The 26,836-nt window shown below is 69.6% G+C and carries 18 protein-coding genes; 12 read left to right on the top strand and 6 right to left on the bottom strand.

What is annotated here, in order from left to right:
• Positions 1 to 236: 236 nt before the first annotated feature.
• From CCS01_RS02325 to CCS01_RS02345, 5 genes are all read right to left on the bottom strand, one after another.
• Positions 237 to 1,439 carry a glycosyltransferase gene (locus tag CCS01_RS02325; RefSeq protein ID WP_104517219.1) on the bottom strand — a complete coding sequence of 401 codons (1,203 nt, stop codon included), beginning with the start codon at positions 1,437 to 1,439 and terminating at the stop codon, positions 237 to 239.
• 26 nt (positions 1,440 to 1,465) lie between these two features.
• Positions 1,466 to 4,246 (bottom strand): XrtA/PEP-CTERM system TPR-repeat protein PrsT, encoded by a 2,781-nt coding sequence (gene prsT / locus CCS01_RS02330; protein ID WP_158258191.1) that lies wholly within the window; start codon positions 4,244 to 4,246, stop codon positions 1,466 to 1,468.
• Between the two features lie 23 nt (positions 4,247 to 4,269).
• Positions 4,270 to 5,673, bottom strand: coding sequence for a PEP-CTERM-box response regulator transcription factor (gene prsR / locus CCS01_RS02335; protein ID WP_104517221.1), 1,404 nt, complete (start codon positions 5,671 to 5,673; stop codon positions 4,270 to 4,272).
• Positions 5,674 to 5,680: 7 nt separating this feature from the next.
• Positions 5,681 to 7,735 carry an XrtA/PEP-CTERM system histidine kinase PrsK gene (gene prsK, locus CCS01_RS02340; RefSeq protein ID WP_104517222.1) on the bottom strand — a complete coding sequence of 685 codons (2,055 nt, stop codon included), beginning with the start codon at positions 7,733 to 7,735 and terminating at the stop codon, positions 5,681 to 5,683.
• Between the two features lie 370 nt (positions 7,736 to 8,105).
• A complete protein-coding gene (locus CCS01_RS02345) occupies positions 8,106 to 9,455 on the bottom strand; it encodes a sugar transferase (RefSeq protein ID WP_104517223.1) in 1,350 nt (449 codons plus the stop codon).
• Between the two features lie 587 nt (positions 9,456 to 10,042).
• Here CCS01_RS02345 and CCS01_RS02350 point away from each other — a divergent pair.
• The 12 genes from CCS01_RS02350 to CCS01_RS02405 all read left to right on the top strand — a co-directional run bounded on the left by CCS01_RS02350 (position 10,043) and on the right by CCS01_RS02405 (position 26,007).
• Positions 10,043 to 10,726 carry an XrtA/PEP-CTERM system exopolysaccharide export protein gene (locus tag CCS01_RS02350; RefSeq protein ID WP_239991978.1) on the top strand — a complete coding sequence of 228 codons (684 nt, stop codon included), beginning with the start codon at positions 10,043 to 10,045 and terminating at the stop codon, positions 10,724 to 10,726.
• A 7-nt stretch (positions 10,727 to 10,733) separates the two neighbouring features.
• Entirely contained in the window at positions 10,734 to 12,299 is a 1,566-nt protein-coding gene (locus tag CCS01_RS02355; protein ID WP_104517225.1) for an XrtA system polysaccharide chain length determinant, read from the top strand.
• 96 nt (positions 12,300 to 12,395) lie between these two features.
• Positions 12,396 to 13,559: a P-loop NTPase family protein gene (locus CCS01_RS02360; protein WP_104517226.1), complete on the top strand. Its 1,164-nt coding sequence runs from the start codon at positions 12,396 to 12,398 to the stop codon at positions 13,557 to 13,559.
• A 21-nt stretch (positions 13,560 to 13,580) separates the two neighbouring features.
• The gene (locus CCS01_RS02365; RefSeq protein WP_104517227.1) at positions 13,581 to 15,380 is read left to right on the top strand and encodes a porin family protein; all 1,800 of its coding nucleotides are present in this window, start codon (positions 13,581 to 13,583) and stop codon (positions 15,378 to 15,380) included.
• Between the two features lie 23 nt (positions 15,381 to 15,403).
• Positions 15,404 to 16,396 carry an XrtA/PEP-CTERM system-associated ATPase gene (locus CCS01_RS02370; protein ID WP_104517228.1) on the top strand — a complete coding sequence of 331 codons (993 nt, stop codon included), beginning with the start codon at positions 15,404 to 15,406 and terminating at the stop codon, positions 16,394 to 16,396.
• The gene (locus CCS01_RS02375; RefSeq protein WP_104517229.1) at positions 16,393 to 17,256 is read left to right on the top strand and encodes an XrtA system polysaccharide deacetylase; all 864 of its coding nucleotides are present in this window, start codon (positions 16,393 to 16,395) and stop codon (positions 17,254 to 17,256) included. The genes CCS01_RS02370 and CCS01_RS02375 overlap by 4 nt, the downstream gene beginning before the upstream one ends.
• Positions 17,257 to 17,271: 15 nt before the next feature.
• Positions 17,272 to 18,315, top strand: a complete 1,044-nt coding sequence (locus CCS01_RS02380; RefSeq protein WP_104517230.1) for a FemAB family XrtA/PEP-CTERM system-associated protein — start codon at positions 17,272 to 17,274, stop codon at positions 18,313 to 18,315.
• Between the two features lie 3 nt (positions 18,316 to 18,318).
• Positions 18,319 to 19,560, top strand: coding sequence for a TIGR03087 family PEP-CTERM/XrtA system glycosyltransferase (locus tag CCS01_RS02385; protein WP_104517231.1), 1,242 nt, complete (start codon positions 18,319 to 18,321; stop codon positions 19,558 to 19,560).
• A 42-nt stretch (positions 19,561 to 19,602) separates the two neighbouring features.
• Positions 19,603 to 21,120: an exosortase A gene (gene xrtA / locus CCS01_RS02390; protein ID WP_104517232.1), complete on the top strand. Its 1,518-nt coding sequence runs from the start codon at positions 19,603 to 19,605 to the stop codon at positions 21,118 to 21,120.
• Positions 21,121 to 21,442: 322 nt separating this feature from the next.
• Positions 21,443 to 22,378 carry a tyrosine recombinase XerC gene (locus CCS01_RS02395; protein ID WP_338049957.1) on the top strand — a complete coding sequence of 312 codons (936 nt, stop codon included), beginning with the start codon at positions 21,443 to 21,445 and terminating at the stop codon, positions 22,376 to 22,378.
• Between the two features lie 260 nt (positions 22,379 to 22,638).
• Complete coding sequence (locus tag CCS01_RS02400; protein WP_104517234.1) at positions 22,639 to 24,804, top strand: malate synthase G; 2,166 nt, start codon at positions 22,639 to 22,641, stop codon at positions 24,802 to 24,804.
• Positions 24,805 to 25,179: 375 nt separating this feature from the next.
• Positions 25,180 to 26,007, top strand: a complete 828-nt coding sequence (locus CCS01_RS02405) for a tetratricopeptide repeat protein (protein WP_146101536.1) — start codon at positions 25,180 to 25,182, stop codon at positions 26,005 to 26,007.
• 59 nt (positions 26,008 to 26,066) lie between these two features.
• On the opposite strand, the gene CCS01_RS02410 is transcribed toward CCS01_RS02405, so the two are convergent.
• Complete coding sequence (locus tag CCS01_RS02410; protein WP_104517236.1) at positions 26,067 to 26,651, bottom strand: hypothetical protein; 585 nt, start codon at positions 26,649 to 26,651, stop codon at positions 26,067 to 26,069.
• Between the last annotated feature and the right edge of the window lie 185 nt (positions 26,652 to 26,836).

Here is a 26,836-nt window from a genome sequence, read left to right on the forward strand (position 1 = left end):
GAAACGAGTCGGAAATGACCGTAAAATCAAGTGCTTGCCTGGGCGCCAAGAGCGTTCCCCCATCGTCATGGCCCGGCTTGTCCGGGCCACCTGTCGCGGCACACGTGCTGGAATAGGTGGCCCGGACAAGCCGGGCCATGACGAAAGGGAAACGCAGCGGCGGACCGTTTCCGAGATGTGTGCATCCCGTAGGGACGAGCCGGGCCATGACGATGAGGGAGCGCCGTCGCCCTGTCTCAAGCGACCTGCGGCCTGCTGTAGCCTCCGACAACCCGCCGGAACAGCGCCAGTTGCCCGGCCGTCGTCGCGTCCCAGCTGAACGCTTCAGCATACCCCCGCGTCGCAGCCCGATCCGGCAGCGCCGCGAACAGCCGCCGCACCCCGTCGGCGACCCCCTCCGCCGTGTTCGGCCGGTAGATCACCCCCGCCTCCGGCGCCCGCACCACCTCGGGGTTGCCCCAGATATCCGCCGCGACCACCGGCGTGCCGCACGCCATCGACTCCAGCAGCACGTTGGCCCAGCCCTCGCGCGACGACGCCAGTACCGAGGCGTCCGCCGCCCCGTACAACGCCGGCAGGTCCCGGTGCGGCCACGGCCCCAGCAGCCGCACCCGGTCCGCCAGCCCGTGCTGCGCGATCAGCCCCGACAGCCGCCCCCGTTCCGGCCCCTCGCCGGCGATCAGCAGCGTGAACCCCGGCAACTGCCGCATCGCCTCGATCGTGCGGTGGTGGCCCTTGCGCTCGATCAGCCCGCCGACCGAGACCAGTGTCGGCCCGCTCAGCCCCAGCGCCGCCCGCGCCGCCGCGCGGTCCGCCGGCGGCCGGAACAGATCCGTCTCCACCCCGTTCCGCAGCACCGTCACCTTGTCGTCCGGCGCCCCGATCTCCACCAGCGCCTGCTTCAGCGCCGCGCTGACCGCCACCAGCGCCGCCGCGTCGCGGATCGCCCCCTGGATCAGCCGCCGCGGGATCGCAAACCGCGGGATCAGGTTGACGTCGGTGCCGCGCGCCGTGATCACCACCGGCAGCCCGAACCGGCGCCCCAGCCAGCCGGCCGCGACCCCGTCGGGATACACGTAGTGCGCGTCGATCGCGTCGAACCGCTGCCCCTCGGCCAGCAGCCCGGCCACCACCGGCGCCATCGCCCGGTACAGCAGCCACGGCGCCAGCGACATCCCCACCTTCGGGATCACCGGGAAGCGCGGATGCAGGATGCGGATGCCGTGCCGCGTCTCGGCACGCGGCGCCCGGGCGTTCACCCCCCAGTCGCCGAACCGTGCCGCACCGGACGGGAACCACGGCACCGGCGCCAGCACCGTGCTGGTCGCCTCGCCGCTCCCCAGCAGGTGGCGCAGCCGGTTCTCCACGAAGATGCCGTGGTTCGGCCGCGCCGCCTGCGGGAAAAGCGTCGAGAACGTCAGCAGGCGTATCGGCTGCATCCCCGCCCTCACCGATGCGCCGGGCCTCACGAGCCCTTCGACAGCGCGTCCAGCGCCTTCTGCGCCTCGGCCTTCTCCTTGAAGTCGCCCTTGGTCGCGACCACCGCCGTGAACTGCTTCTTCGCCCCGTCCCGGTCGCCCGAGTCCTTCAGCGCCACACCGTAGTGGTAGACGATGCGCGGGTCGCCATGAGCCTCGGTGGCGGCCTGGCGCAGCAGCATCACGCCGTTGCGCAGGTCGCCCGCCGAGACCATGATCCAGCCCAGCGTGTCGGCGGTCTGCGCCCCGGGAGCCAGGATATAGGCCTGCCGGCCCAGCGCCTCGGCGCGGGCCATGTCGCCCGTGTGCTGCAGCACCCAGGCCAGGTTGTTCAAGGCCACCGTGTCATGCGGCTGGGTCTTCAGCACCTGCTCCAGGTACGTCTTCGCCACGTCCAGCCGGTTGGCGCTGATGGCGACCTCCGAGGCCTGCTTGGTGGCCGTCATGTCGTCCGGATGCTTCGCCAGCCAGGCCACCAGCAGCTTTGCGGCGTCGTCCGCCCGGCCGCTCTTCACCAACGCCGTGGCCTCGCGCGTGGTCAGCAGGCTGGACGGCGCCGCCTTGGCCGCCGCGGCATAGGCGTTCGCCGCGTCGGCGGGACGGTTGACCATCATATAGACGTCCCCCTTCAGCGCCCGCGCGTCGGCAAAATCCTGGTCCTGCGCCTGCAGCTGATCGGCCGAGGCCAGGGCGGCATCGAGCCCGGTGGCCTTGAGGTCGATCGCCACGTAGTCCAGGTACAATTGATAGTTGCGGGCGCTGTTCGCCATGGCGTTGGTGATGACGTTGCGGGCGCTCTCGTAGTCGCCGGCCTGGACCAGCAGCCCCACCAGCTGCCGCCGCGCGACGGCGTTGCCGGGGTCCTGCTTCAGGATCGCGGCATAGGCGGTGCGGGCGTCGGTGCGCTGGCCCAGCGCCGCATAGGCCGCCGCCCGCAGCATCGGGATGCCGGTGGCGTTGGCATTGTCGCCCGGCGCGTTCAGCGTCAGGTCCAGCGCCTGCTGCGGTTTGCCGGCGCGGATATACAGGTCGCCCAGGCTGAGGGTGACGCGCAGCTGGTTCGGCTCGGCGGCGTGCGCGCGTTCCAGCAGGGCAATGGCGTCCGGCAGCCGGTTGGCCTGCACATAGGTCGAGGCCAGCATGGTCAGTATCGGCTGCTGCGCCGGGTGTTTGGCGAGAACGGCGGTCAGCAGCGTCTCGGCGTCCGCTACTTTGCCCTGCATCGCCAGTACGCGGGCCAGGTTGATCCGGGCCGGCATGAAGTCGGGATTCTTGGCCACCAGGCCGCTGAAGGTCGCCTGTGCGCCCGGGATATCCAGCTGCGCCAGCTTGAACAGCCCCTCCAGGTTGCCGACCACGTCGGTCTCGCCCTGCGCGGCACGGATCTTCGCCAGCGCATCGCTGGCCTTGCTGGTGTCGCCGGTGGCCAGGGCGGCGAAGAACAGCGCCTCGCCCACAGCGGGAATCTTCGGCGCCAGGGTCAGCGTGTGCTCCAGGTCGGTCATCGCGGCGTCGACCTTGCCCATGCGCATGTATTCCGAAGCCAGCCTGGTCTGCACGCCGACATCGTTCGGCGCCAGATCCCGGGCCTTCGAGAACGCCTGCACCGCCTCGGCGGCCCGGCCGGTCGCGGCATAGGCGCGGCCAAGCAGGTCATAGGTCTCGGGATCGCCCTTGCCGGACTCCGCCACCTTGGACAGCGTGTCGATCGCCTGATCCGGCCGGTGCTTGGCGAACTGGATGCGCGCCAGCACCTTGTAGGCCGCCAGGTCGTTCGGCGACCGCCCGAGGTACTTCTGCGCCGCGTCCTCGGCCTGCTCCAACTGGCCAAGCTGCTCCTTGACGATGGCCAGCAGGTAGTAGGCGCGCTGGATGCGGCTGACATAGGGGCTGATCCGCTCCAGGTCGGCGTCGGCCGCCTTGTAGTTGCGCGCCTGCGCTTCCATCACCGCCTGCAGGTAGATCGCCTGCACGTTGCCGGGCGTGGTCTTCAGGACGACGTCCAGGTCGGCCCGGGCCGCATCGTTCTTGCCAGCGGCCAGCTCCAGGCTGCAGCGGTCCAGCCGGGCCTGCATCACGCCCGGCTGGTCGGTGATCAGCGCGTCCAGCACGGCGATCGCCCCGGGAATGTCGTTCTTCAGGCGCAGCAGCTGCGCCTTGGCCAGCCGCGCCTCGACCGATTTCGGCTCCGCCTCCAGCGCCCGGTCGATCTTCGCCTGCGCCCGCGCCAGGTCGGCCCGCGCCACCGCCAGGCGAGCGTCGGCAAGCAGCGGCTCCACCGCGTTCGGCGCCACCTGCTCGGCCTCGGCAAACGACTTCTGCGCATCCTCGGGACGCTTCAGGCCGACTTCGGCATACCCGCGGGAGACCAGGATGGCGGCGTCCAGCGCCGGGTCCTTGCCGCCCGGCTTCAGCGTGTCCAGCAGCTCCTGGAATTGGTTCTGCGCCAGCAGCGCCTGCGCCAGCAGCGGCACCGCCTGGTGCGGGTCGAAGCCGCGGTCGCGCGCGGCGATCGCCTCGCGTTGCGTCGCCACCGGATCGCCGAGTTCGAAATCCACCCGGCCGAGCCAGTAATGCGCCTCGGCATTCTGCGGATCGTTGCGGACCGCGTTGCGCAGGTCGATCTGCGCCGCTCTGATGTCGCCTTTCTTCATGGAGTCGCGCGCGGCCGCCATGTAGTCCGCCGCGTGGGCCGTCCCGAAGGGGGCGAGCGTGTAGGCGCCGAGCCAGGCCCCCATCATGAGCCAGCCGAGAGACCGGGTGCGCATCGGGTTCATCCTTGATCGTTCCATCATGCTGTGTCGCTGGTTGCGGCCGCCGCCGCGGCCGCGGCGGCGGCGCCGGTGGCGTCGCTGGCCAAGCCATGGGTTTCCAACAGGCCGTACAGGGTCGGGCGGCTGACCCCCAGCAGCTTGGCGGCCACCGACAGCGTGTTGTTGCTGCGGGCCAGCGCCGCGCTGATCACTTCTCGTTCCGCCCGCAGCCGCGCGGCGCGCAGGTCGAGATCCGGCAGGTCGTCGTCCGCCGCCAGTTCCAGGTCCGCGGCGTCGATCAGGCGGCCGTCGGCCATCACCACCGCGCGCTTCAGCCGGTTCTCCAGTTCCCGCACGTTGCCCGGCCATTCGTGCACCGTCATCGCGGCCGTGGCGCGTTCGGTAAAGCCCCGCACCCGTCGGCCGAATTCCTGGTTGAAGCGGTTGAGGAACCAACCGGCGAGCAGCGCGATGTCGCCGCCGCGCTCGCGCAGCGGCGGGATGCGGACGGTGACGGCGTTCATCCGGTACAGCAGGTCGCCGCGAAACTGCCCCTGGGCGATCTTCTCGTCCAGGTTGAGATTGGTGGCCGAGACGATGCGCACGTCGACCTGGATCTGCTGCCGCCCACCTATGCGCTCGACGATCTGGTCCTGCAGGAAGCGCAGCAGCTTGACCTGCAGCGGGTAAGGGAAGTCGCCGATTTCATCCAGGAACAGCGTGCCCCTGTGGGCGTTTTCGATCTTGCCGATGGTCTGCTTCACCGCCCCGGTGAAGGCGCCGCGCTCGTGCCCGAACAGCTCGGACTCCAGCAGGTTCTCCGGGATGGCGCCGCAGTTGATGGCGACGAACGGCTGCTTCGCGCGCGGCCCCAGGTCGTGCACCGCGCGGGCCAGCGCCTCCTTGCCGGTGCCGCTTTCGCCCAGCAGCAGGACCGGCACGCTGGTGGTGGCGACCTTCTCGATATCACGGCAGACCTTCAGCATCGCCGGGCTGGCGGTGATGATCCGCTCGATCGGCGAGGCCGCCGGGGCCGCCGCCATCCGGCGGTTCTCGTCCTCCAGCCGGTGCAGGTTCAGGCCGCGCGCGATGATCGTGCGCAGCACCTCCAGCTCGATCGGCTTTTCGCAGAAGTCATAGGCGCCGGCGGCGATCGCCCGGAGCGCGTTGCGGCGCTCGCCGTTGCCGGTGACGACGATCACCTTCGTCTGCGGCGCCAGACGCAGCACCTCCTCCAGCGTGGCGAAGCCCTCGCTGACGCCGTCCGGGTCGGGCGGCAGGCCCAGATCCATCAGCACCACCGGCGGGCTTTCGCGCTTCACCATGGCCACTGCCTGCGCCCGCGCGTGCGCCAGCATCACCTGGCAGGCGGGGAACGCCCAGCGGTACTGGGAACAGAGCCCCTCGTCATCCTCGACAATCAGCAGCTTCGGGTTCGCCATGGTGTCCTCAGGCTGCCACCAGGGCGATGTCCGCCTGGTCTGGCTGCAGCGCCGGCAGAATCACCCGCATTACCGTGCCGGTGCCCGTGTGGCTGATCACCAGCAGGTCGCCGCCGGCCTGCCGCAGCAGTTCCCGCGCCTGGTAGGCGCCGATGCCGTGGCCGCCGCTCTTGGTGCTGCGCAGCGGGCTGAACAGCGTGTCGCGCACGAACTCGGGCGTCATGCCCGAGCCGGTGTCGGCGATATCCAGCACCAGCCCGTGCGTCTCGGCCCGCAGCTCCACCAGCACGCGCCCGGCCGGGCCCGAGGCATCGACCGCGTTGTTCAGCAGGTGGGTGACGATGGCGTCGAACGCATCCGGGTCGATCGCCGCGCCGGCGCCGGCGCTGTGGTCGCGCAGCACGACCTGTCCTTTGCCGGTCAGCCGCGACAGCTCGACCAGCGCGGGCAGCCGATCGGCCGGGGTGATCAGGGCGTGGTCGCGCTCCTGCCGCTCGGCCTCCAGCCGCGACAGCAGCCGGGTGATCTTGCCGACCGAGGCCCGCACCGTCGCCAGCATGTCGCGCTGGAACTCCGGGTTGTCGGCGTGGACCTCTGCATTGGCCAGAAGCATGGAAAGCTGTCCGGAGACATTCTTGATGTCGTGGATGACGAAGGCGAAGCGCTGGCTGTACTCGCGAAGCTGCTGTGTCTGGGTCAGCACCTGCATCGCCCGCTGCTCAGCCACCCGGCTCGCGACTTCGCGACCTATGACCCGTAGCAAATCGTATGCCTCGCGGTCCAGTTTGAACTGGATCCGCGGGTGCGCCAGGGCGATGAAGCCGATCAGCGCGCCGCAGTGGTTCAGCGGCAGGGCGATCCAGGCATCCGGCAGGTCGGGCAGCCAGGCGCCGGACCCGGCGTGGTCCTCCAGCCGGACGATCCGGTCGGCCGCGCCGAACAGCGGGATCAGCGGATGGCCGGGCGGGACCGGCGCACCGACGGCGGGCAGATTCCACGATCCGGCCCACTGGAAGGCGACGTCCTGCGGCGGGCGGACGAACAGCGCGCCGGCCGGGCTGTCCACCACCTCGGCCGCGGCGCGGATCGCCCGCTTGTGCAGCGCGACGAACGCCTCGGGCGCGGTCAGCGCGTCGATGCAGCGCATCCAGGCCTTGCGGTAGTCGTAGCGGTTGCTGAAAAAGTTCTCGGCCACCAGGGCGCGCAGGCGGGACCGGACGGACTCCGAGGTGACGGTCACCACGACCGCCATGATGGCGCCGAACACCATCGACATCTCGGCGACCTCGCCCCAGCCGGCGTCCTGCTGGCGGAACACCTCGCCGATCAGCGCCACGGCCAGCAGGAAGATGCCGCTGGCGATCAGGCTGACGCTGTGGAAGACGACATCGCGGGAGACGTGGATGTCGATCGACCAGCGCCGGGTGCGCGCGGCGGCCAGGGCGATCAGCGGCACGGCCAGCATCGCCACCGGCGCCCTGGCTTCCAGCAGGGGCAGGGACATCCGGTGGAACAGCACGCCGTCGGCGTACAGCAGCATGTCATACAGGAACAGGCCGCCCAGCCCGGCGCACAGCAGGTTGACGCTCGCGCGCGAATCCGGCGGCGTGTTGAAGTACAGGTTTTCCAGCAGCAGCAGGTTGCCGACGGCGAAGCCGAGCCGGACGGCGATATCCAGCGATGCCAGGGCCGCGCCGGCCGAGTCCGACAGCCAGTTCAGCAGCGGCGTGCCGCCCAGCACCAGCAGCGCCAGCATGCCCATGGTCCGGTAGGCCGGCATCGCCTGGTCGTTGTCGCCGACGGATTGCCGGTACAGGTGCAGGATGAAGCCGTACCAGGCGGCCGAGCGGCCAACCTCCAGCCAGGCCGGCAACTGGCCGATGGGCGTGTGCCAGGAGACGGCGAAGGCGGCGGCCCAGGCGGCGGAGGCGAGGCTGGCCAGGATCAGCCAGGCGCCGCTGCGGCTGGGCGGCGGACGCATCAGGACCAGCGCTGCGAGCAGGACATAGGCCGCGGCGCAGGCGGCATGCAACGCGACGAATGCGGGAAAGGCGAGGATCATGCTGACGTCATCGCATCACCAGCGCCGGCCGGGCACATTCCCCCGCCGTCATGGCCGGGCCTGGCCGTTGCCACGACGGCGGGGACGGTTCCCATCGGCGCTGACTTGGCGGGTGGACGGCACGGCCGTTCCCACGACGTCATGGTGGGCGGAGGCCCACCATCCACGCCTGGCGGTGTTGATGCCGCAGAAAAGCGCGGATGGCGGCCCGGAGCCTGTGCCCGGGCCCTTGTCCCGGGTAGCCGCCATGACGGTTGGACGGGCCGCCGCACCCGGCCGCCTGGGTTGGCGCCCATGGGGAGACGCCCGGCCATGACGATGGAGCAGCGACCGTGCTCCGCCGGATTCCTTATCTTGGCACCGATGCGGCTCAGCGCGAGCCCTCCTGGAACAGTACGACGCGGACCGTCCGCAGCAGGATGAGCAGATCGAGCCAGAAGGAGCTGTGCTTCACATAGTACAGGTCATAGGCCAGCTTCTCGCGGGCATCCTCGATCGAGGCGCCGTAGGGGTAGTTGACCTGGGCCCAGCCGGTCAGGCCCGGCTTGACGTAGGCGCGCTGGCGATAGAACGGGATGGCCCGGGCGAGTTGCTCGACGAACAGCGGGCGTTCCGGCCGTGGCCCCACCAGGCTCATTTCGCCGCGCAGGACGTTGGCCAGCTGCGGCAGCTCGTCGATGCGGCTGGCGCGGATGATGCGGCCGATGCGGGTGACGCGCGGGTCGCCGGTCTGCGCCCAGCGCGGCGTGCCGCAGGCCTCGGGGTCGGTCCGCATGCTGCGGAACTTGAACACGGTGAAGACCCGGCCGAACTGGCCGACGCGCTGCTGGCGGTAGATCACCGGGCCGTGGCTGTCCAGGCGGATCGCAATCGCCGTCACCAGCATCACCGGCAGGGCCATGGTCAGCAGCACCAGGGCGATGACGATGTCGCAGCCTCGCTTCAGCGCGGCGCCGGCGCCGCCGCCGGCGAACCCGTCGGCGACCAGAAGCTCCTCGATCCGCAGCGCCTCCGGCTCGATCCGCCCGAGATAGTGCTCCTGGAACCCCGCGCCGCCGACGATCGGCATCCCGCGCAGCTTGCAGTCCAGCAGCGCATCGGCTGCCGCGGCGTCGCTGCCGGGCAGCAGCACGACACCCCAGACGCGGCTTCGGCGCAGCGCTTGCCAGGACAGATCGGCGGCCGCCAGCGCGACGGGTTCGAATAACCGGCTGCCGGGGCCATGCAGGCGGCCGGCACAGGCGGCGACCTGCGCCGCGTCGCCGAGCAGCACGATGCGGCGGATCAGCCGGTTGCGGACGAAGTCGAGACTGTGGATCGTGCGGATGGCCGCCACGGCGGCGAGCCACACGGCGAATTCCCAGGCGGTATCCAGGACGACGGCGAGGCTGGAATGCGCGCCGAGGCCGCCATTGGCGGCCAGCAGCACCGCGAAGGCGAGCACAGCGGCGAGCCCCGTCGCCGGCATCAGCCGCCTGCGGTTGAGGCAGACCTCGGGCTGATAGAGTCCGACGGTCAGGCCGATGACGCCGATAACAAGGGCGATCAGGGCTGCCAGGGCGGCGCTGGCGAACGCCGTCAGGGGAATGCTGGCGACGACCGGTCCGTGCGCGCCTGACGCCCGGATCATGGCGTCGATCACCGCGAACGACAGCGCCAGCTCGGCCAGGCCGAGCACGGCCATGTCGCGGGGCATGGACTGTGCCATGGCGCGCTGCATGAGGCGTTCCTTGTCAAATATTTGGATGCCGTTCCGGCCAAAGGCCGGGAAGGCGGCGCAAGCGATTTCTGCAAGCCGTCATTCGGCGCCAATTCCGGAAAGCGAAGCTGACAGAACGTCACACATTCCAGTATGAAGGTCAAACGGTATTTTTATGTTATCAATATCAAAAATGCTATAATTGGGGTTGTGATAAACAGAAGTCGTTGCTTATTGGGCCGCAGCCATGTTACGCCACGATCGTCGTCAACGCCTCGTCTGTGACACATATTTTGCAAGATCAAGTCTTGAATTTAACAAGTATTACGATTTGTGGCGACATCTTGCAGTGGCACGGTGAATCACTGCCGAACCACTGCCGGTGGTCCGCTTGCGCACGCGACATACGGCAAAACACGGTATGGTGATGATAGCGTATCGGGCAGGCGGCTGGCTTCTGACGGCAGAACGCCGTCCCGAACCGGCAGAGCGCGGACGCGGCAGGCGCGTCCGCCGATCAGGTTGCTGCCGCTCCCTGCCTGCGTTCCATGCCTGTGCGGTCGGCCGGTCATCGGCCGCCGCGCCGCCAGGCCCTTCCAGAGGTTGACGTGACACGACTGAACCGGCCTGACCCGACCCGACGACAGACCGCCCGGCGCGGTCCCGCTGCCGCCGCGCTGCGCGTGGCGCTCGCCCTGGCGCTGGCCTTGCCGGCGGCCGGCTGCGGCGCATCGGCCACCAGCCCGGCCCCGGCGGCGAAGGGCAACAGCGCCACGCCCGACCAGGATTACGTCATCGGCTCCGGCGACCAGCTCAGCGTCTTCGTCTATCACAATCCCGACCTCAGCGAGGCCGATGTCGCGGTGCGGCCCGACGGCCGCATCTCCACCCCGCTGATCGAGGACATCGTCGCCGCCGGCAAGACGCCGACGCAGCTTGCCCGCGAGATCGAGAAGAAGCTCGCCAAGTACATCCAGGACCCCAACGTCACCGTCATCGTCCGCTCGTTCGTCGGCCCCTCCGACCGCCAGGTGCGCGTCATCGGCGAGGCGACGGATCCGGTGGCCATCCCGTACCGCGATGGGATGACGCTGCTCGACGTCATGATCGCCACCAAGGGGCTGACCAAGTTCGCCGCCGGCAACCGCGCGCAGATCATCCGGCTGGGGCTCAACGGCAAGCAGCAGATCATCAAGGTGCGGCTGTCCGACCTGATCAAGGACGGCGACATCAGCCAGAACATCGCCATGAAGCCGGGCGACACGCTGATCATCCCGCAGTCCTGGTTCTGAGGCGGCGATGGAGTCCCTCCGCCAACTGCTTGACCAGTACCTGCGCGCCGCCTGGCGCCGCCGCTGGATCGCCGTCATGGTCGCCTGGCTGGTCTGCGGCCTCGGCTGGTTCGGCGTCTACGCCATGCCAAATCAGTACGAATCGAACGCCCGGCTGTTCGTTGACGCCGATGCCGTGCTGACCCCGCTGCTGCGCGGCATCGCCGTCGACTCGGCGCCGACCACCCAGCTTGAGATCGTCCAGCGCACCCTGCTGAGCCGTCCGAACCTGGAGAAGCTGATCTCCAAGACCGACCTCGATCTGTCGCTGACCGGGCCATCGGACCGCGAGCGGCTGATCGCCCGCCTGGCCAGGGAGATCAAGATCACGCCGCAGACCAGTAACCTGTTCACCATCAGCTATCGCGACAAGAGCCCGAAGCTGGCGCACGACGTGGTGCAGACGCTGCTGACCATCTTCGTGGAAAGCGCCACCGGCAGCAACCGGACGGACATGGAGAACGCCCGCCGCTTCCTGCTGCGGCAGATCCAGTCCTATGAGCAGCAACTCCGCGCGGCGGAAAAACGGCGCGCCGACTTCCGCAGCCGCTACGTCGACATCCTGCCCTCGACCGACAATCCCGACGTGCCGGCGCTGGAAGCCGCGCGCAGCGCCGTGCAGGCGCTGGAAGGCAAGCTGCAGGACGCGCAGAGCGCCCACGACGCCCTGAAGAAGGAAGTCGAGGCCACTCCGCCCATGCTGGTCACCGACGAAGGCGGGATGGTCACCGTCACCGGCCAGCTGGTGCAGGCGCCGAAGTCCAGGCTGCAGGAAGCCGAGGAGCAGTTGCGCCTGCTGCTGCTGCGCGACACCGAGAACCACCCCGACGTCATCGCGCAGCGCAAGCTGATCGCGTCGTTGAAGACCGACCCGCAGGCCTCGGCGCCCGGCTCCGCTGGCAAGGGCGGCGCCGCCGGCCAGGCGGGCGGGGCGCGCCACCAGGTGCCGAACCCGGTGTATGAGCAGCTCAAGGTCAAGCTGATCGATGCCGAAACCGCCATCGCCTCGCTGCAGCGGCAGCATGACGACGCGGTACGCTACCGCGGTCGGCTGGAGAAGACCCAGCGCGAGCAGCCCAGCCTGATCGCGGAATACCAGAACATGGACCGCGACTACGGCGTGCTGCGCAAGAACTACGAGGAGCTTCTGGGACGGCTGCAGTCGGCGAACATCGCCCAGGCGGCCGACACCCAGGCCGACAAGGTCAAGCTGCAGATCGTCGATCCGCCGGAAGTCCCGCGCCTGCCGGTGGCGCCGAACCGGATGCTGCTGATCAGCGTCGTGCTGCTCGGCGGCATCGCGTCCGGCCTCGGCGTCGCCGTGCTGCTCAGCCAGTTCGACCGGTCGTTTTCCACGGTCGATCAGCTGCGCGCGCTGGGGCTGCCGGTGCTGGGCGGCATTTCGGTGCTGGGCATGGCGCCGCTGCGGGTCCGGCTGATGGCGGTGCTGCGCTTCGGCGCGGCTGTGGCCTTGCTGGTCGGCATCTATGGCGGGCTGATGGTCCACGTCCTGCGCTCGGCGGCGCTGATCTAGTGCCCGCCCGGCACGGACGGCGCCGCGCAGGCACGCCGCCAAGGTCCGGAAGACCATGGTTCCCAATGATCTCCTGGCATTGAAGGCTGGCGATTCATGCTGACACCGAAGGCATCCCATCTGGTCGAGCGGGTCGCGGAACGCCTGTTGCGCACCGGCGCGCTCGACGACTCCGCGGCGCAGCTGCTGCAGCCCGGCAGCGCGCCGGCAGCGGAAGCGGCCGCACCGGACGCTGCCACCGCCGTAGCGGACGCCGCCGGCGTAACGGCGCAGCCGGCATCGAGGCTGTTTGCGCCACCCCCGGCCACGCCCAAGCCGCCAACCGTCCCGTTGGCCCCATCCGGCATGCCATCGTCCGAAGTGGCATCGCCTGGCATGCCGTTGTCCAACATGCCATCGCCCGGATTGGCCCCACCCGGCGTGACCTTGCCCGGCATGATGTTGCCCCTGGCATCGTCCGCGATCCCCGGCCGGACCCGCCTGCCGGGCGAGCCCGCCAGCCAGGCCGATCGGCCGGCAGCGGCGCCGGGGCAGGCGTCCCCAGCCGTGGACGCGGTCGCGCTGGAACGCGCCGGCATGGTGGACTGGTCGCGTACCCGCACCCGCATCTCGGAAGAGTTCCGGCTGGTGCAGCGGCAGATCCTGCGCACGGCGTTCGGCCCCGGCGCCGAGCCGGGCTTCTCCAACCTGCTGCTGGTGACCTCGGCCCGCCCGGGCGAGGGCAAGAGCTTCATGTCCATCAACCTGTCGGGCAGCATCGCGCGGCAGGGCGACCATTCCGTGCTGCTGGTCGACGCCGACTCCAAGCGCGACTCGATCTGCTATGCGCTTGGTCTGGCCCAGGCGCGCGGCCTGCTCGACCTTGCCGCCAATCCCAAGCTCGACCCCGCTCCGCTGATCGTCCGGACGCCGATCGAGCGGCTGTCGATCCTGCCGGTGGGGCGGGAGCGGGAGCGCAGCGCCGAGCTGTTCTCGACCAAGGAGATGACCCGCCTGATCCAGTCGCTCGGCCGCCGCTACGCCGATCGGCTGCTGGTGCTGGACGCGCCGCCGTGCCTGTCGACCAGCGACCCGGCGGTGCTGTCGCAGGTGGTGGGGCAGATCCTGTTCGTGGTGGAGGCCGAGCGCACGCAGCGCGACGAGATCGAGGCCTCGCTCGACCTGATCCAGGCCTGCCCGACGATCACCCTGGTGCTGAACAAGCAGCAGGTTTCCTCGCGCTACACGTTCGGCGCCTATTCCTCGTACTATTCGTCCTAGCCGGCTGGCGCATGCATCATCATGGCTGATACGACACTTTTTGCGCCGCCACACCGGCCCGCGCACGCCGCTGCCGTGCGCATCCCGCCGCGGACGCTATGGGCGGCGCGATCCGCCCTGGGCAGCGTCGCGCTGGCGGCCCAGATCCAGGCGGCCGCGGCGTTTCCGCTGACCGAGGACCAGGCGCCGCCGCAGGGCACCGAACTCGCCGCGCCGGACGAGCAGACCTTGCAGCACCAGATGGACCTCGCCAACGGCCTGCTGCCGCCGGAGGGCGGCGGCTGGATCGTCATGCCGTATGTCAATGTCGAGGCGATGGCGACCGACAATGCGCTGCAGGCGCACGCGCCGCGGCAGTGGGACCTGATGACCTACCTCTCGCCGGGCATCCACCTGGCGAGCAACGAGCCGCGGCTGCAACTGACCTTCGACTACGCGCCGGGCCTGTCGCTGTATGCCCGCACCTCGTCGCTGAATTCGTTGACCCAGCAGATGAACGGCGTCGGCACGGTCACCGTGGTGCCCGACCTGCTGTTCATCGACCTGCGCGCGGTGGCCGGGGTGCAAAGCCTGTATGGCGGCATCGGTGGCCTGGGCACGGTGGGCGCAGCCGGGCCGATGGCCGCGGCGCAGCAGGCAAGCATCGCCAACCTCGCCGGCCTGACCGGCGCTGCCGGCCTGGGGCTGGCCCGCGACGAGGAGGTGCAGACCAGCAGCGTCGGCATCTCGCCCTATCTGCTGCGGCAGTTCGGCGACTGGGGCACCGGCAGGCTGGGCTACTCCTTCAACGCCACCAGTTCCAGCCAGCTGACCGGCTTCGCCGCCTCGCCGTTCCCGAACGGCGGCAATGCCAGCCAGACGCTGATTTCGAACGAGGAAACCGCCCATTTCGCCACCGGCGACTTCCTGCAGCGCCTGCAGAGCAGCTTCGATGTCGATCTCCAGCAGAGCCAGACCAACGGCGGCTACGGCTACGGCATCACCGGCTCCGCGCCGCAGACGTCGTTCAGCATCACCCGCGACTATGTCAGCGACAAGCTGACCTACCAGGTCAACCACACGATTGCGGTGTTCGGCTCGGGCGGCTGGGAGAACATCAACTATGGCCAGGCCGGCGGCTACGCCACGCCGAACGTCAACGACCTGACCTGGAGCGTCGGCACCACGCTGACGCCGAGTCCGAACTCCACGTTGACCGTTAGCTACGGCCATCTGAACGGCTTCAACTCGTTCACCGTGAACGGCCAGGTTGCCGTCACTGCGCGCACCACCGTAAGCGTTTCGTATCTGGCCAGTGCCGGGACGCAGCTGGAATACCTGAACAGCCAGCTGAACCTCGCGACCTATAACGCCAGCGGGACGCTGGTGAACGGCCAGACCGGCGGGCAGCTCTACGGCGCAACCAACGCGCTGCCGCTGCAGAACGGCATCTTCCGCACCGATACGCTGACCATCGGCAGCACGACGCTGCTGGACCGCGATACCCTGACGCTCAACCTGCTGTGGACGAAGCAGACCGGCCTGGGCGGCGCCGCGTCGATCCCGACCTCGGCGAAGACCGTCACCGGGCAGTGGCTGCACCAGTTGCGGCCGGACCTGACCTTGAGCGCGGCGGCGTCGTTCTCGCTGCAGGACGGGTTCTTCGGCTACGCCGGGTCCGGCAGCGCCACCTCGGTGGCAGCAAGTGTTGGATTGCAGTACCAGATTTCTGCTAAGCTTGCCGCCAGCCTGGGGTATTCGTTTTTTGACCGGCAGGCCGGCACGTCCGTCTACAGCTTCTACCAGAACATGCTGATCCTCGGCATTTCGAAGTCCTTCTGATCACGCCTTCCCAGTGAGGCACCGTGTTCGATACATTCTACAAACTGTCCGGCCAGCCCTTCCTGCTGACACCCGACACGCGGTTCTTCTTCGGATCGAGCGGGCACAGCCGGGCCATTGCGCACCTGGTCTATGGCCTGGCGCAGCAGGAAGGCTTCATCGTCATCACCGGCGAAGTCGGCGCCGGCAAGACCACGCTGGTCGAGCAGCTGTGGGCGCAGCTCGACCGCTCGACCTATGTCATGGCGCGGGTGGTGACAACGCAGGTGTCGGGCGACGACCTGCTGCGCCTGGCGATGGCGGGGTTCGGCCTGGGCGAGAACCCGGGCACCGACAAGGCGACGCTGCTGCGGCGGTTCGAGCACATGGTGCGCGACCAGCGCCGGCAGGGGCGGCGCTGCCTGCTGGTGGTGGACGAGGTGCAGAACCTGTCGCTGGCGGCGCTGGAGGAATTGCGCATGCTCTCCAACATCACGGTGGATGGCCGCGCCTCGGTGCAGACCATCCTGCTGGGCCAGCCGCAGTTCCGGCCGATCCTGGCCAGCCGGGATGTCGAGCAGTTGCGGCAGCGGGTGTTGGCTTCGTACCACCTCGGCCCGCTGACCGAGGCCGAGACGCGCGGCTATGTCCAGCACCGGCTGCGCACCGTCGGTTGGGCGGACGACCCGGCGTGGGAGGACGATGCGTTCGCCGCGGTGCATCGCGCCACCGGCGGCATTCCGCGGCGGATCAACACGCTCTGCGCCCGCGTGCTGCTGCTGGGCGCGCTGGAGGAGACGCACGCGATCACTGCCCTGATGGTGGAGGAGACGGCCGAGGAGCTGCGGCGCGATCTTGGTGACGGGCAGGCGGGGGGTGACGCATCGGCGGCCCGGCCGCCCGTGCCGGCGGATGCGCTGGCACAGCGGATCGAGGCGCTGGAAGCCATGGCCGCGCGGCAGGACCGGGTATCGCGGCGCATCCTGCAACTGCTGGAGGACGGGCTGGCCGGCAACACCGCGGGCGCGCAGGCATGACCGGACGAACCAACGCCATGACGGTGGACGTCGAGGACTACTTCCAGGTCCAGGCCTTCGCCGGCTGCGTCCGCCGCGACGAGTGGGACGCTTTCCCCACCCGGGTCGAGGCCAACACCCACCGCGTCCTGGACCTGTTCGCCGCCGCCCGGGTGAGGGCCACGTTCTTCACCCTGGGCTGGGTGGCGCAGCGCCATCCCGCCCTTGTCCGCCGCATCGTCGCCGAGGGGCACGAACTGGCCAGCCACGGCTGGGACCACACCCGCGCCGACAGCCAGACGCAGGCAGCGTTCCGCGCCGACATCCGCCGCACCCGCGCGGTGCTGGAGGATACCGGCGGCGTCCGGGTCGCCGGCTATCGCGCCGCGACCTTCTCCATCGGCGCGGGCAACCTGTGGGCGTTCCCGATCCTGCTGGAGGAGGGGTATGCCTACAGCTCCAGCATCAACCCGATCCGGCACGACCTGTACGGCCTGCCGGACGCGCCGCGCGTGCCGTTCCGGCCGGTTGCCGACGGCGTGCCGGAGATCCCGATGACCACGGTGCGGCTGTTCGGGCGCAACTGGCCGTGCTCGGGCGGCGGCTATTTCCGGCTGCTGCCGACCGGGTTGTACCGCGCCGGGCTGAAGCGGGTGAACCGGCGCGATCGGCAGCCCGGCATCTTCTACTTCCATCCCTGGGAAATCGATCCCGGCCAGCCGCGGATCGCCGGGGCGCCGCTGAAGTCGCGGCTGCGGCACTACACCAACCTAGCGCGGATGCAGGGCGGGCTCGAACGGCTGCTGCGCGACTTCGCCTGGGACCGGATGGACCGGGTGTACGCGCCGGTGCTGTCGGCGGCCGAGCTTGTGCCGGCCTGAAGGGAACACACTTGCATGCCGATTAAGGTGCGTTCGCTGGACCAGGACAGCCTGGCGGTGTGGGACCGCTTCGTGCGGGCGATGCCGGCGGGTACGTTCTGCCACCTCGCCGGCTGGGCGCAGGTGATCCAGACGGCGTTCGGCCATACGCCGTACTATATATATGCCGAGCGTGACGGGGCGATGACGGGCGTGTTGCCGCTGGTGCGGGTGAAGACGCGGCTGTTCGGCGACTCGCTGGTCTCCAACCCGTTCTGCGTCTATGGCGGCCCGCTGGCGGCGGACGCGGACAGCCACGCGGCGCTGGTGGACCACGCCGAGGCGCTGATGCGGCAGACCGGCGTCTCCGCCACCGAGTTCCGCTACCGCGAGCCGCCGGATTTCCCCGTTGAGGACGGCTGGATCGACCGCCCGGACCTGTACGTCACGTTCCGCAAGGCGATCACGGCGGACCATGACGCCAACATGAAGGCTATCCCGCGCAAGCAGCGGGCGATGGTGCGCAAGGGGATTCAGCTTGGGCTGACCTCGGAGGCCGGGCAGGACGTGAAAACGCTGCACCGGGTGTATGCCGAGAGCGTGCGCAACCTCGGCACGCCGGTGTTCCCGCGCCGTTACTTCCGCGTGCTGATGGCGACGTTCGGCAAGGACGCCGACGTGGTGACGATCCGCCGCGACGGCACGCCGGTGGCGTCGGTGCTGAACTTCTACTTCCGCGACGAGGTGCTGCCATACTACGGCGGCGGCACGCAGGAAGCGCGCGCCTGCGCCGGCAACGACTTCATGTACTGGGAGGTGATGCGCCGCGCCGCGGACCGCGGCTGCCGGATGTTCGACTTCGGCCGCTCCAAGCTCGGGACCGGCGCGTATGCGTTCAAGCACAACTGGGGCTTCGAGGCGAGCAAGCTGCATTATCGCTTCCGGCTGAAGCCCGGCGGGTCGATCCCGGACCACAACCCGCTGAACCCGAAATACAGGCTGTTCATCGCCGCCTGGAAGCGCCTGCCGCTGCCGGTGGCCAACGCCGTCGGGCCGTTCATCGTGCGCGGGCTGGGATAGAGGATGCCCGATTTGCTGTTCCTGACCCAGCGCCTGCCGTATCCGCCGACGAAGGGCGAGAAGATCCGGTCGCTGCAGGTGCTGAAGTACCTCACGCAATGGTACGATGTCCACCTCGGCTGCCTGGTCGACGACCCGGCGGACGTGCCGCACATCGAAACGCTGCGCGGCATGGTCCGGCAGGCCTATGTCGCGAAGCTGGACCGGCGGATGGCGCGGCTGTGGTGCCAGCGCGGGCTGCTGACCGGCGAGTCCCTCAGCGTCACGTTCTTCCGCGACGCCGGGCTGGCGCGCTGGGTGCGCGAGGTGCTCGACACGGTGCGGCCGCAGGTGGTGTTCGTCAGTTCCGGCAACATGGCGCCGTATGTGCTGGACCTGCCGCGCACGCCGATCCGGGTGGTGGACCTGGTGGATGTGGACTCCGAGAAGTGGCGGGCCTACGCCGAGACGGCCGCCGGGCCGATGCGGCTGGTGTACCGGCGGGAGTGGCGCAAGGTCGCGGCGCTGGAACAGCGCATCGCCCGCGAAGCCGACCTGACGACCCTCGTTTCGGATGCCGAGGCGGCGTTGTTCCGCCGGCAGAACCCCGGCTGCGCCGACCGGATCCGCGGCATCGGCAACGGCGTGGATCACCGCTACTTCGATCCGTCGCTGCCGCAGCCGGTGGTGTTCGATGCCGAGGGGCCGATCCCCAAGGGGCCCATCTATGTCTTCACCGGCACGATGGACTATCCCCCAAACATCGATGCGGTGAGCTGGTTCGCGAACGACATCCTGCCGCTGGTCCGCCGTGTCCTGCCCGCCGCGCGGTTCTTCATCGTCGGCGCCAACCCCGGCCCCGATGTGCAGAAGCTGGCGCGGCTGGATGGCGTCTTCGTCACCGGCCGTGTGCCGGACGTGCGGCCCTACCTCGCCCACGCCACCGCCGCGGTGGCGCCGATGCGCATCGCCCGCGGCATCCAGAACAAGGTGCTGGAGGCGATGGCGATGGGCAAGCCGGCCGTGGTGACCGCCGGCGCGCTGGAAGGCATCAACGCCGAGCCGGGCCGGGAGGTGATCCTGGCCGATACGGACGATGACTTCGCCGCCGCCTGCTGCCGGCTGGCGACCACGGCCGAGGGCGCCGCCATCGGCGCGGCGGCACGGGCGCGCATCGTGCGCGACTATGACTGGGCGGCGACGCTCAGCCGCTTCGACGACCTGCTGCGGCCGGCCTGCGTGGACGGCCCCGTTGCGGGCCGATAAGGAACATCGTATGCGCCGCGTAACAACCGAAAGCCTCTGCCCATGAGTACCCCGGCGATGACGGTGCCCGCGCCGTTCGCGACCTTGCGCGGCGTGGCCTGGCCGATTGGCCTCGGGCTGCTGCTGCTGGGCGGCCTGTTCCACGAGGAAGTGGCGGCGGCGGTGCAGACCTGGATCGACTCCACCGCCTATAACCACTGCTTCCTGGTGCTCCCCATCGTCGGCTACCTGCTGTGGGATCGGCGTTTCGAGCTGGACGGCCTCGCGCCCCGGCCGTGGCGTCCGGCGCTGCTGCTGGCCGTGCCGGTGGCGCTGGTCTGGCTGCTGGCGGAACGGCTGGGCATCATGGAGGGCCAGCAGCTTGCCGCCATCAGTTTCGCCGAGGTGCTGTTCCTGGCGGTGCTGGGGCCGCGGCTGTGGTGGGCCATGGCGGGGCCGCTGCTGTATTTGTATTTCCTGGTGCCGTTCGGCGCGTTCCTGACGCCGAAGCTGCAGGACATCACCACCATCATGGTCAGCCACGGGCTGGATGTGCTGGGGGTCCCCGCCTACATCGACGGCTATACCATCGAGATCCCGCAGGGGACGTTCTTCATCGCCGAGGCGTGCGCCGGGCTGCGCTTCCTGATCGCCTCGATTGCGTTCGGGGTGCTGTATGCCCTGCTGATGTACCGCAGCCCGGTGCGGCGGACGGTGTTCATCCTGGTTTCGATCGTCGTGCCGGTGTTCGCCAACGGCATCCGGGCGATCGGCATCGTGTACCTGGGTTACCTGCTGGGCAGCGCGCAGGCGGCGGCGACGGATCATGTGCTGTATGGCTGGCTGTTCTTCTCGATCGTCACTCTGCTGCTGATCCTGCTGGGCCTGCCGTTCCGGCAGGACAACGCCGCGCCGCCGCCCGCCGAGCCGCGGACGGTGGCGCCGGTGCGGTCCTGGCCGCGCGGCGCGATGGCGGCGGCGCTGGCGCTGGTCGCGGTCGCCGCGGTGACGCCGGCGGTGGCGGACGGGCTGGCCCTGGCGACCCTGCGGCCGGCGCCGGTGCCCGAGGCGATCAACGTCGGACCCGGCTGCATGGTCGCACCACTGCCGGCGGACGGCGCGGTGCACGGGCAGCGCGTCACCTGCGGGCTGCTGGGCATGGACATGCGCTGGCAGGCGTTCTCGACGCACGCCACCGCCGCCGCCGTGATGGCGGGGTGGTGGCAGATGACCCGGCTGGTCGATACCGAAAGCCGATCGGAAGCCTGGTTGGCAACGCCGGGCGGGACACCGAGCGTGTGGCGGATCGTGCGCTCGAACGATCCGTTCGGCATGATGGCGGTGGGGGTGTGGATCGACGGCAAGCCAGTCCGGCCGGGCCTGCGGATGCGGGCGCGGATGGCGCTGGACAGCCTGCTGGGGACAACGCACGTGCCGCTGGTGGTGACGGTGACACCGGCGATCGACTGGAAGCGCGTGCCGCAGGCGCAGTGGCCGATGTTCCAGAGGGAACTGGGGAAGTTCCTGCTGGCGCACCGGGGGCTGGAGACGGAAATCGGGACGGTGACCGGGCATGGTTGAGCGCTTGCACCAGCAACGACTCCACGGCGTGCAACTGCCCGCTGCCGACGCTTTCGATCTCCTCGATGATGTTCGGCCAGTCCGGCGTTTCGTTCACCGTCTCGCCGGCGGCCACGCGGCGGAGCAGGTCGCGCTGGTGCTCCGCCACAGCAGGATGTCAGCCTCGTAGAGGTCGCTCATTGGTCCGCTTCCTGGCTTGTTCTGCGTCGCTCATGGCGCTTCCGTAGCCCGCATACTTCCGTTGCGCTAAGATACACGAATGGCCACCCGCACCAGCCCGTCCCGGCGCCAGCATACGGCTCAACAGCCCGGGCCGGAGGTCGTGGCATCCATCCCGCCCGTCCCGGTGACTGCGGAGGCCGCGCGGCTCGGCTTCCTGGCCTGGATGCGGCAGGAACGCCACGCCGCCGCCAACACCGTCGAGGCCTACACCCACGCGCTGGCCGGTTTCCTCGGCTTCCTGACCCAGCACCTGGGCAAGGAGCCGGACCTGGCGGCCCTCGCCGCCCTGCGCGCCGCGGACATCCGCGCCTGGCTGGCGTCGCTGTCGAACGCCGGTCTCGTCGCCGCGTCCCGCGCCCAGCACCTGTCGGCGGTGCGCGGCTTCTTCCGCTACCTGGACCGCCGGCACGGGCTGGAGATCCCCGCCATCCGGCTGGTCGCCACCGCCCGGGTGCGGCCCGGGCTGCCGCGCGCGCTGACGGTCGAGCAGGCCTGCGACGTCACCCAGCACGTCGACGACGTCTCGGACGACCCGGCCCTGCAGGCGCGGGACGTCGCCTTGTTCTCGCTGCTGTACGGCAGCGGCCTGCGCATCGCCGAGGCGCTGGGGCTGGACGTGCGTGACGCCGCCACTCTGCGCACCAGCCAGACGCTGACCGTGACCGGCAAGGGCTCGAAGACCCGCATCGTCCCGGTGCTGCCGGCGGTGTGCGCGGCGATCGAGGCGTGGCTGGCGGTGCATCCCGACGCGCAGCCCGGCAGTCCGCTGTTCCTCGGCGCCCGCGGCAAGCGGCTGGACCCGGCGGTGGCGCAGCGGGTGCTGCGGACCTATCGCCGCCTCGCCGGATTGCCGGAGCACGCGACGCCGCACGCGCTGCGGCATTCGTTCGCCACGCATCTGCTGGCGGGCGGCGGGGATTTGCGCTCGATCCAGGACCTGCTCGGGCATGCCAGCCTGTCCACCACGCAGCGCTACACCGCCGTCGATGACGCTGCGCTGCTGGCGGTGTGGCGGAAGACCCATCCCCGGGCCTGAATAAAAGAAGCGGCGCCCGGAGGCGCCGCCTAAGTTTGGGGGGGAAACGTCACGCGGATGAGGCCTGGCCTCCATCCGCTCCCCCGACATTGTGCGGCGCATCCTGGAGTCAAGCTCACGCTTGCGCGCGTCCCCCGCCACGGTGCTTGAACGCGCCGTGATCGTCATGCCGGAGCCGCCCTCGGGACTGGTCGAAACCGATCCTTTCGTCCTATATCCCCGCCGCTTTTATTTTCTTCTCCCCGCTGGAGGCACCACGCATGGATTATATCGAGCAAGCCGGCATTCGCATCGCCAAGCCTCTCTACGAGTTTGTGAACAGCGAAGCGCTGCCAGGGACCTCGATCGGCCGGGACGCCTTCTGGAACGGCTATGCCGCTTTGCTGGCCGATCTGGCGCCGCGCTGCAATGCGCTGTTGGCGAAGCGTGACAGCATCCAACAGCAAATCGACGTGTGGCACCTCGCCAACAAGGGCAAGCCGGCGGATGCCGCGGGGTACATAAGCTTCCTGCGCAGCATTGGCTACCTGGTGGAGGAGCCGGCGTCGGTCACCGTCACCACCGCCAAGGTCGATCCCGAAATCGCGCACATTGCCGGGCCGCAGTTGGTCGTGCCGGTGACGAATGCCCGTTATGCGCTGAACGCGGCCAACGCCCGCTGGGGCAGCCTGTACGACGCGCTGTACGGCACCGACGCCATCCCCGAGGACGGCGGCGCCGCGCGCGGTCCGGGCTTCAACAAGGTACGCGGCGACAAGGTCGTGGCCAAGGCGCGGGAGATCCTGGATAACGCCGCGCCGCTCGCCTCCAGCAGCCATGCCGACGCGGCGGCCTACAGCGTGGTGAACGGCGCACTGTCGGTCAAGTTGAAGAACGGCAGCACCACCGGGCTGAAGAACCCGGCGCAGTTTGCCGGCTACCGCGGCGAGGCGTCGGCGCCGTCGGACGTGCTGCTGGCGAACCATGGGCTGCACATCGAGATCGTGATCAACCGCGCCCATCCCATCGGCAAGGACGACCCCGCGGGCGTCGCCGACGTGGTGATGGAGGCGGCGATCACGACCATCCAGGACTGCGAGGACTCGATCTCCGCGGTGGACGCCGCGGACAAGGTCGGCGCTTACCGCAACTGGCTCGGCCTGATGCAGGGCACCCTGGCGGACACGTTCGAGAAGAACGGCCGCATGATGACCCGCACGCTGAATGCCGATCGGGATTACACGAAGCCGGACGGCGGAACGCTGACGCTGCCCGGGCGCAGCCTTATGCTGGTGCGCAATGTCGGGCACCATATGTACACGGATGCGGTGCTGGACGCGGCGGGGCACGAGACGCCGGAGGGCTTCCTGGACGCGGCCGTCACCTCGCTGATCGCGATGCATGACCTGGCCGGCCAGGGCCAGTACCGCAACAGCCGCGCCGGTTCGATCTACATCGTCAAGCCGAAGATGCACGGGCCGGAAGAGGTCGCGCTGACCAACGAGCTGTTCGGACGGGTCGAGGGCATCCTCGGGCTGCCGGCGAACACCATCAAGATGGGCATCATGGACGAGGAACGGCGGACGTCCGCCAACCTCAAGGCCTGCATCGGCGCGGCGGCGCAGCGGGTGGTGTTCATCAACACCGGCTTCCTGGACCGCACCGGCGACGAGATGCACACCTCGATGGAAGCCGGGCCGATGATCCGCAAGAACGAGATGAAGGGCACCGCCTGGATCAAGGCCTACGAGGACCAGAACGTCGACATCGGCCTGGAGTGCGGCCTGCGCGGCAAGGCGCAGATCGGCAAGGGCATGTGGGCGGCGCCGGACCGCATGGCGGACATGCTGGCGCAGAAGATCGGCCATCCGACGGCGGGCGCCAACACCGCCTGGGTGCCCTCGCCGACCGCCGCGACGCTGCATGCGCTGCACTACCACCAGGTGGACGTGGCCGCGCGGCAGAACGAGCTTGCCTCGCGCAAGCGGGCGCCGCTGGCCTCGCTGCTGACCATCCCGGTCGCCGAGGGGCAGAACTGGTCGCCGGACGACCTGCGGCAGGAGTTGGACAACAACTGCCAGGGTATTCTCGGCTACGTGGTGCGCTGGATCGACCAGGGCGTCGGCTGCTCCAAGGTGCCGGACATCCACGACGTCGGGCTGATGGAGGACCGGGCGACGCTGCGGATCTCCTCGCAGCACATCGCCAACTGGCTGCACCACGGGGTGGTGTCGAAGGAGCAGGTGATGGAGGCGCTGAAGCGCATGGCGGTGGTGGTCGATCGGCAGAATGCCGTCGATCCGCTGTACAAGCCGATGGCGCCGGGGTTCGACGGCGTGGCGTTCAAGGCGGCCTGCGACCTGGTGTTCGAGGGCCGCACGCAGCCGAACGGCTACACCGAGTTCATCCTGCACCGCCGCCGGCGGGAGGCGAAGGCCGCGGCGTAGCGGCGGGTGGGCGGCGCCAGGTCGTCGCCCCCTCGTCATGGCCGGGCGTGTCCCGGCCATCTGTGCTTCGACGGTTGGGGGTGGATGGCCGGGACACACGCCCCATTAGCGCTAACGTAGCGGGCCATGAGGCCCGGCTGTTGCCACCACGTCATGGTGGGCGAAGGGCCCACCATCCACGCCTTTTGCTGATACCGGCACCGCAAGGCGTGGATGGCCGCCCGGAGCCTGTGCCCGGGCTTGTCCCGGGTAGCCGCCATGACGAGGGGACAGTGCGCCGCGCCCCGTCCGGCACCCGCGCGGCTCCACCCGCCGCACCTGTCCATTCGCAGAATGTATTTCCCCCTCGCTCACGAACCGGGGTAGGATCATTGCATGTCCCGGCGTCTGGCAGCCTTGTGCCTGTCCATCGGTCTCTTGAGTTGCGCGGTGGTCGCCCTCTGGTGGTGGCAGGCTTCTCCCGCTCCGCCGGAAGACGCCGTTGCCGAACTGCCGGTTCCGCCCTTCCCACCGCGCATCACCGAAGGCAAGGACTATGAAGCCTGCCTCGCGACGCTGGCGGATGACCCGGCCGGCGCCCTGGCGACGGCCGACTCCTGGCTGGCGAAAGGCGGCGGCGACGGCGCGGCGCATTGCCAGGGGCTGGCGCTGATCGGCACCGGCAAGCCCGAGGCCGGCGCGGCCGTGCTGGAACACGTGGCCGAAACCGGCAAGGTGCCACCGATGGCCCGCGCCCTGCTGCTCAGCCAGGCGGGGCAGGCCAGGCTGATGGTGGCGCAGCCCGCCAAGGCCCTGGCGGATGCGTCCACGGCGCTGGCGCTGTCGCCGGCCGACGCCGATCTGTTCATCATGCGCGCCACTGCGGAAGGCATGCTCGACCGGTACCGGGATGCGATCACCGACCTGAGCGATGCGCTCCGGCTGGATGCGCCCCGGGCCGACGCGCTGGTCGCGCGGGCGGTGATGTACCGGAAGCTGAACGAGCTCGCCCTGGCGCAGGTGGATGTCGGCCGCGTGCTGAGCCAGGACCCCGACAACGCCGATGCGCTGCTGGAGCGCGGCATCCTGCGCCAGCGCCTGGGTGACGAGGCGGGGGCGCAAAGCGACTGGCAGCACGCCCGGGATGTCGATCCAAACAGCACGACGGCCGATCTGGCGGAGCAGAACCTGTCGCTGCTGGAAGCGGGGCCAGAGCGGCGCTGATCCGCGGGGGTGCCGGCGCCGGCGGTGTGCGGCGGCCGACTGCGGTTGCCCGGCTGGGTTCAGCCGGCAGTCGAGCGGGCCTCTCGCCGCGCGGCCTGTTCGGCGGCACGGCGTTGCTCGCGATTTATGGCGGGGGGCGCGTCGGGTGTTTGGGCCATCTGCTCCCGCGCCCGGGCCACACGCTCCCGCATTGCCTGCAGCATCGCCAGTTGCTCGGGGGTGAGATCGGGTGGTGCCGGCTCCGGCTGCGGCTGGGCGGCGGTGTCGCGGCTGCGGGACTGATAGACTTTTTCCAGCAGCTTCAGGGTGCGATGGCCGGCACGGTTCAGCGCGACGGCCCCGGCGCGCAGCCTGTGCCGCTGCGGTTCCGGCATCTCGGGATCGGCCTTGGCCAGGCGCAGTTCCGCCATGGCGGATTGGGAGAAGGCGATGACCTCGGTGACAAGCTGAAGCTCCAGCATCGTGTTGATGGGGTAGGCTTTCAGCAGTTCCACCGCGGCGCGGCGGGCGCGGGCGGGGTCGCCGCCGGCGCCGTCCAGGAAGAACGGGGTCAGGGTGAACAGCGCCTGTTCCACCAGGTCGTCCTGGGCGCATGTCGCGTCGGTGGTGGCGGGCTGCGCGGGCGAGTGGTCCGGTTGGGGCATGAAGGACGGTCCGGGTGGAATGAATTCGGGGTAGATGGGGGAAGCGGTGTTCGATTTTTGTTCTTTATAGGCCGAACAGCAACGAAAGATCAAGAACAAAATAAGAAAGTGCTTCCCGGGAAGAATAGCGACCGCCACTGTGCCGCCAGGGGGTGCCGCCAGGGGGCGCCGCCAGGGGGTGCTGC

Source organism: Rhodopila globiformis, from assembly GCF_002937115.1.
Classification (GTDB): domain Bacteria; phylum Pseudomonadota; class Alphaproteobacteria; order Acetobacterales; family Acetobacteraceae; genus Rhodopila; species Rhodopila globiformis.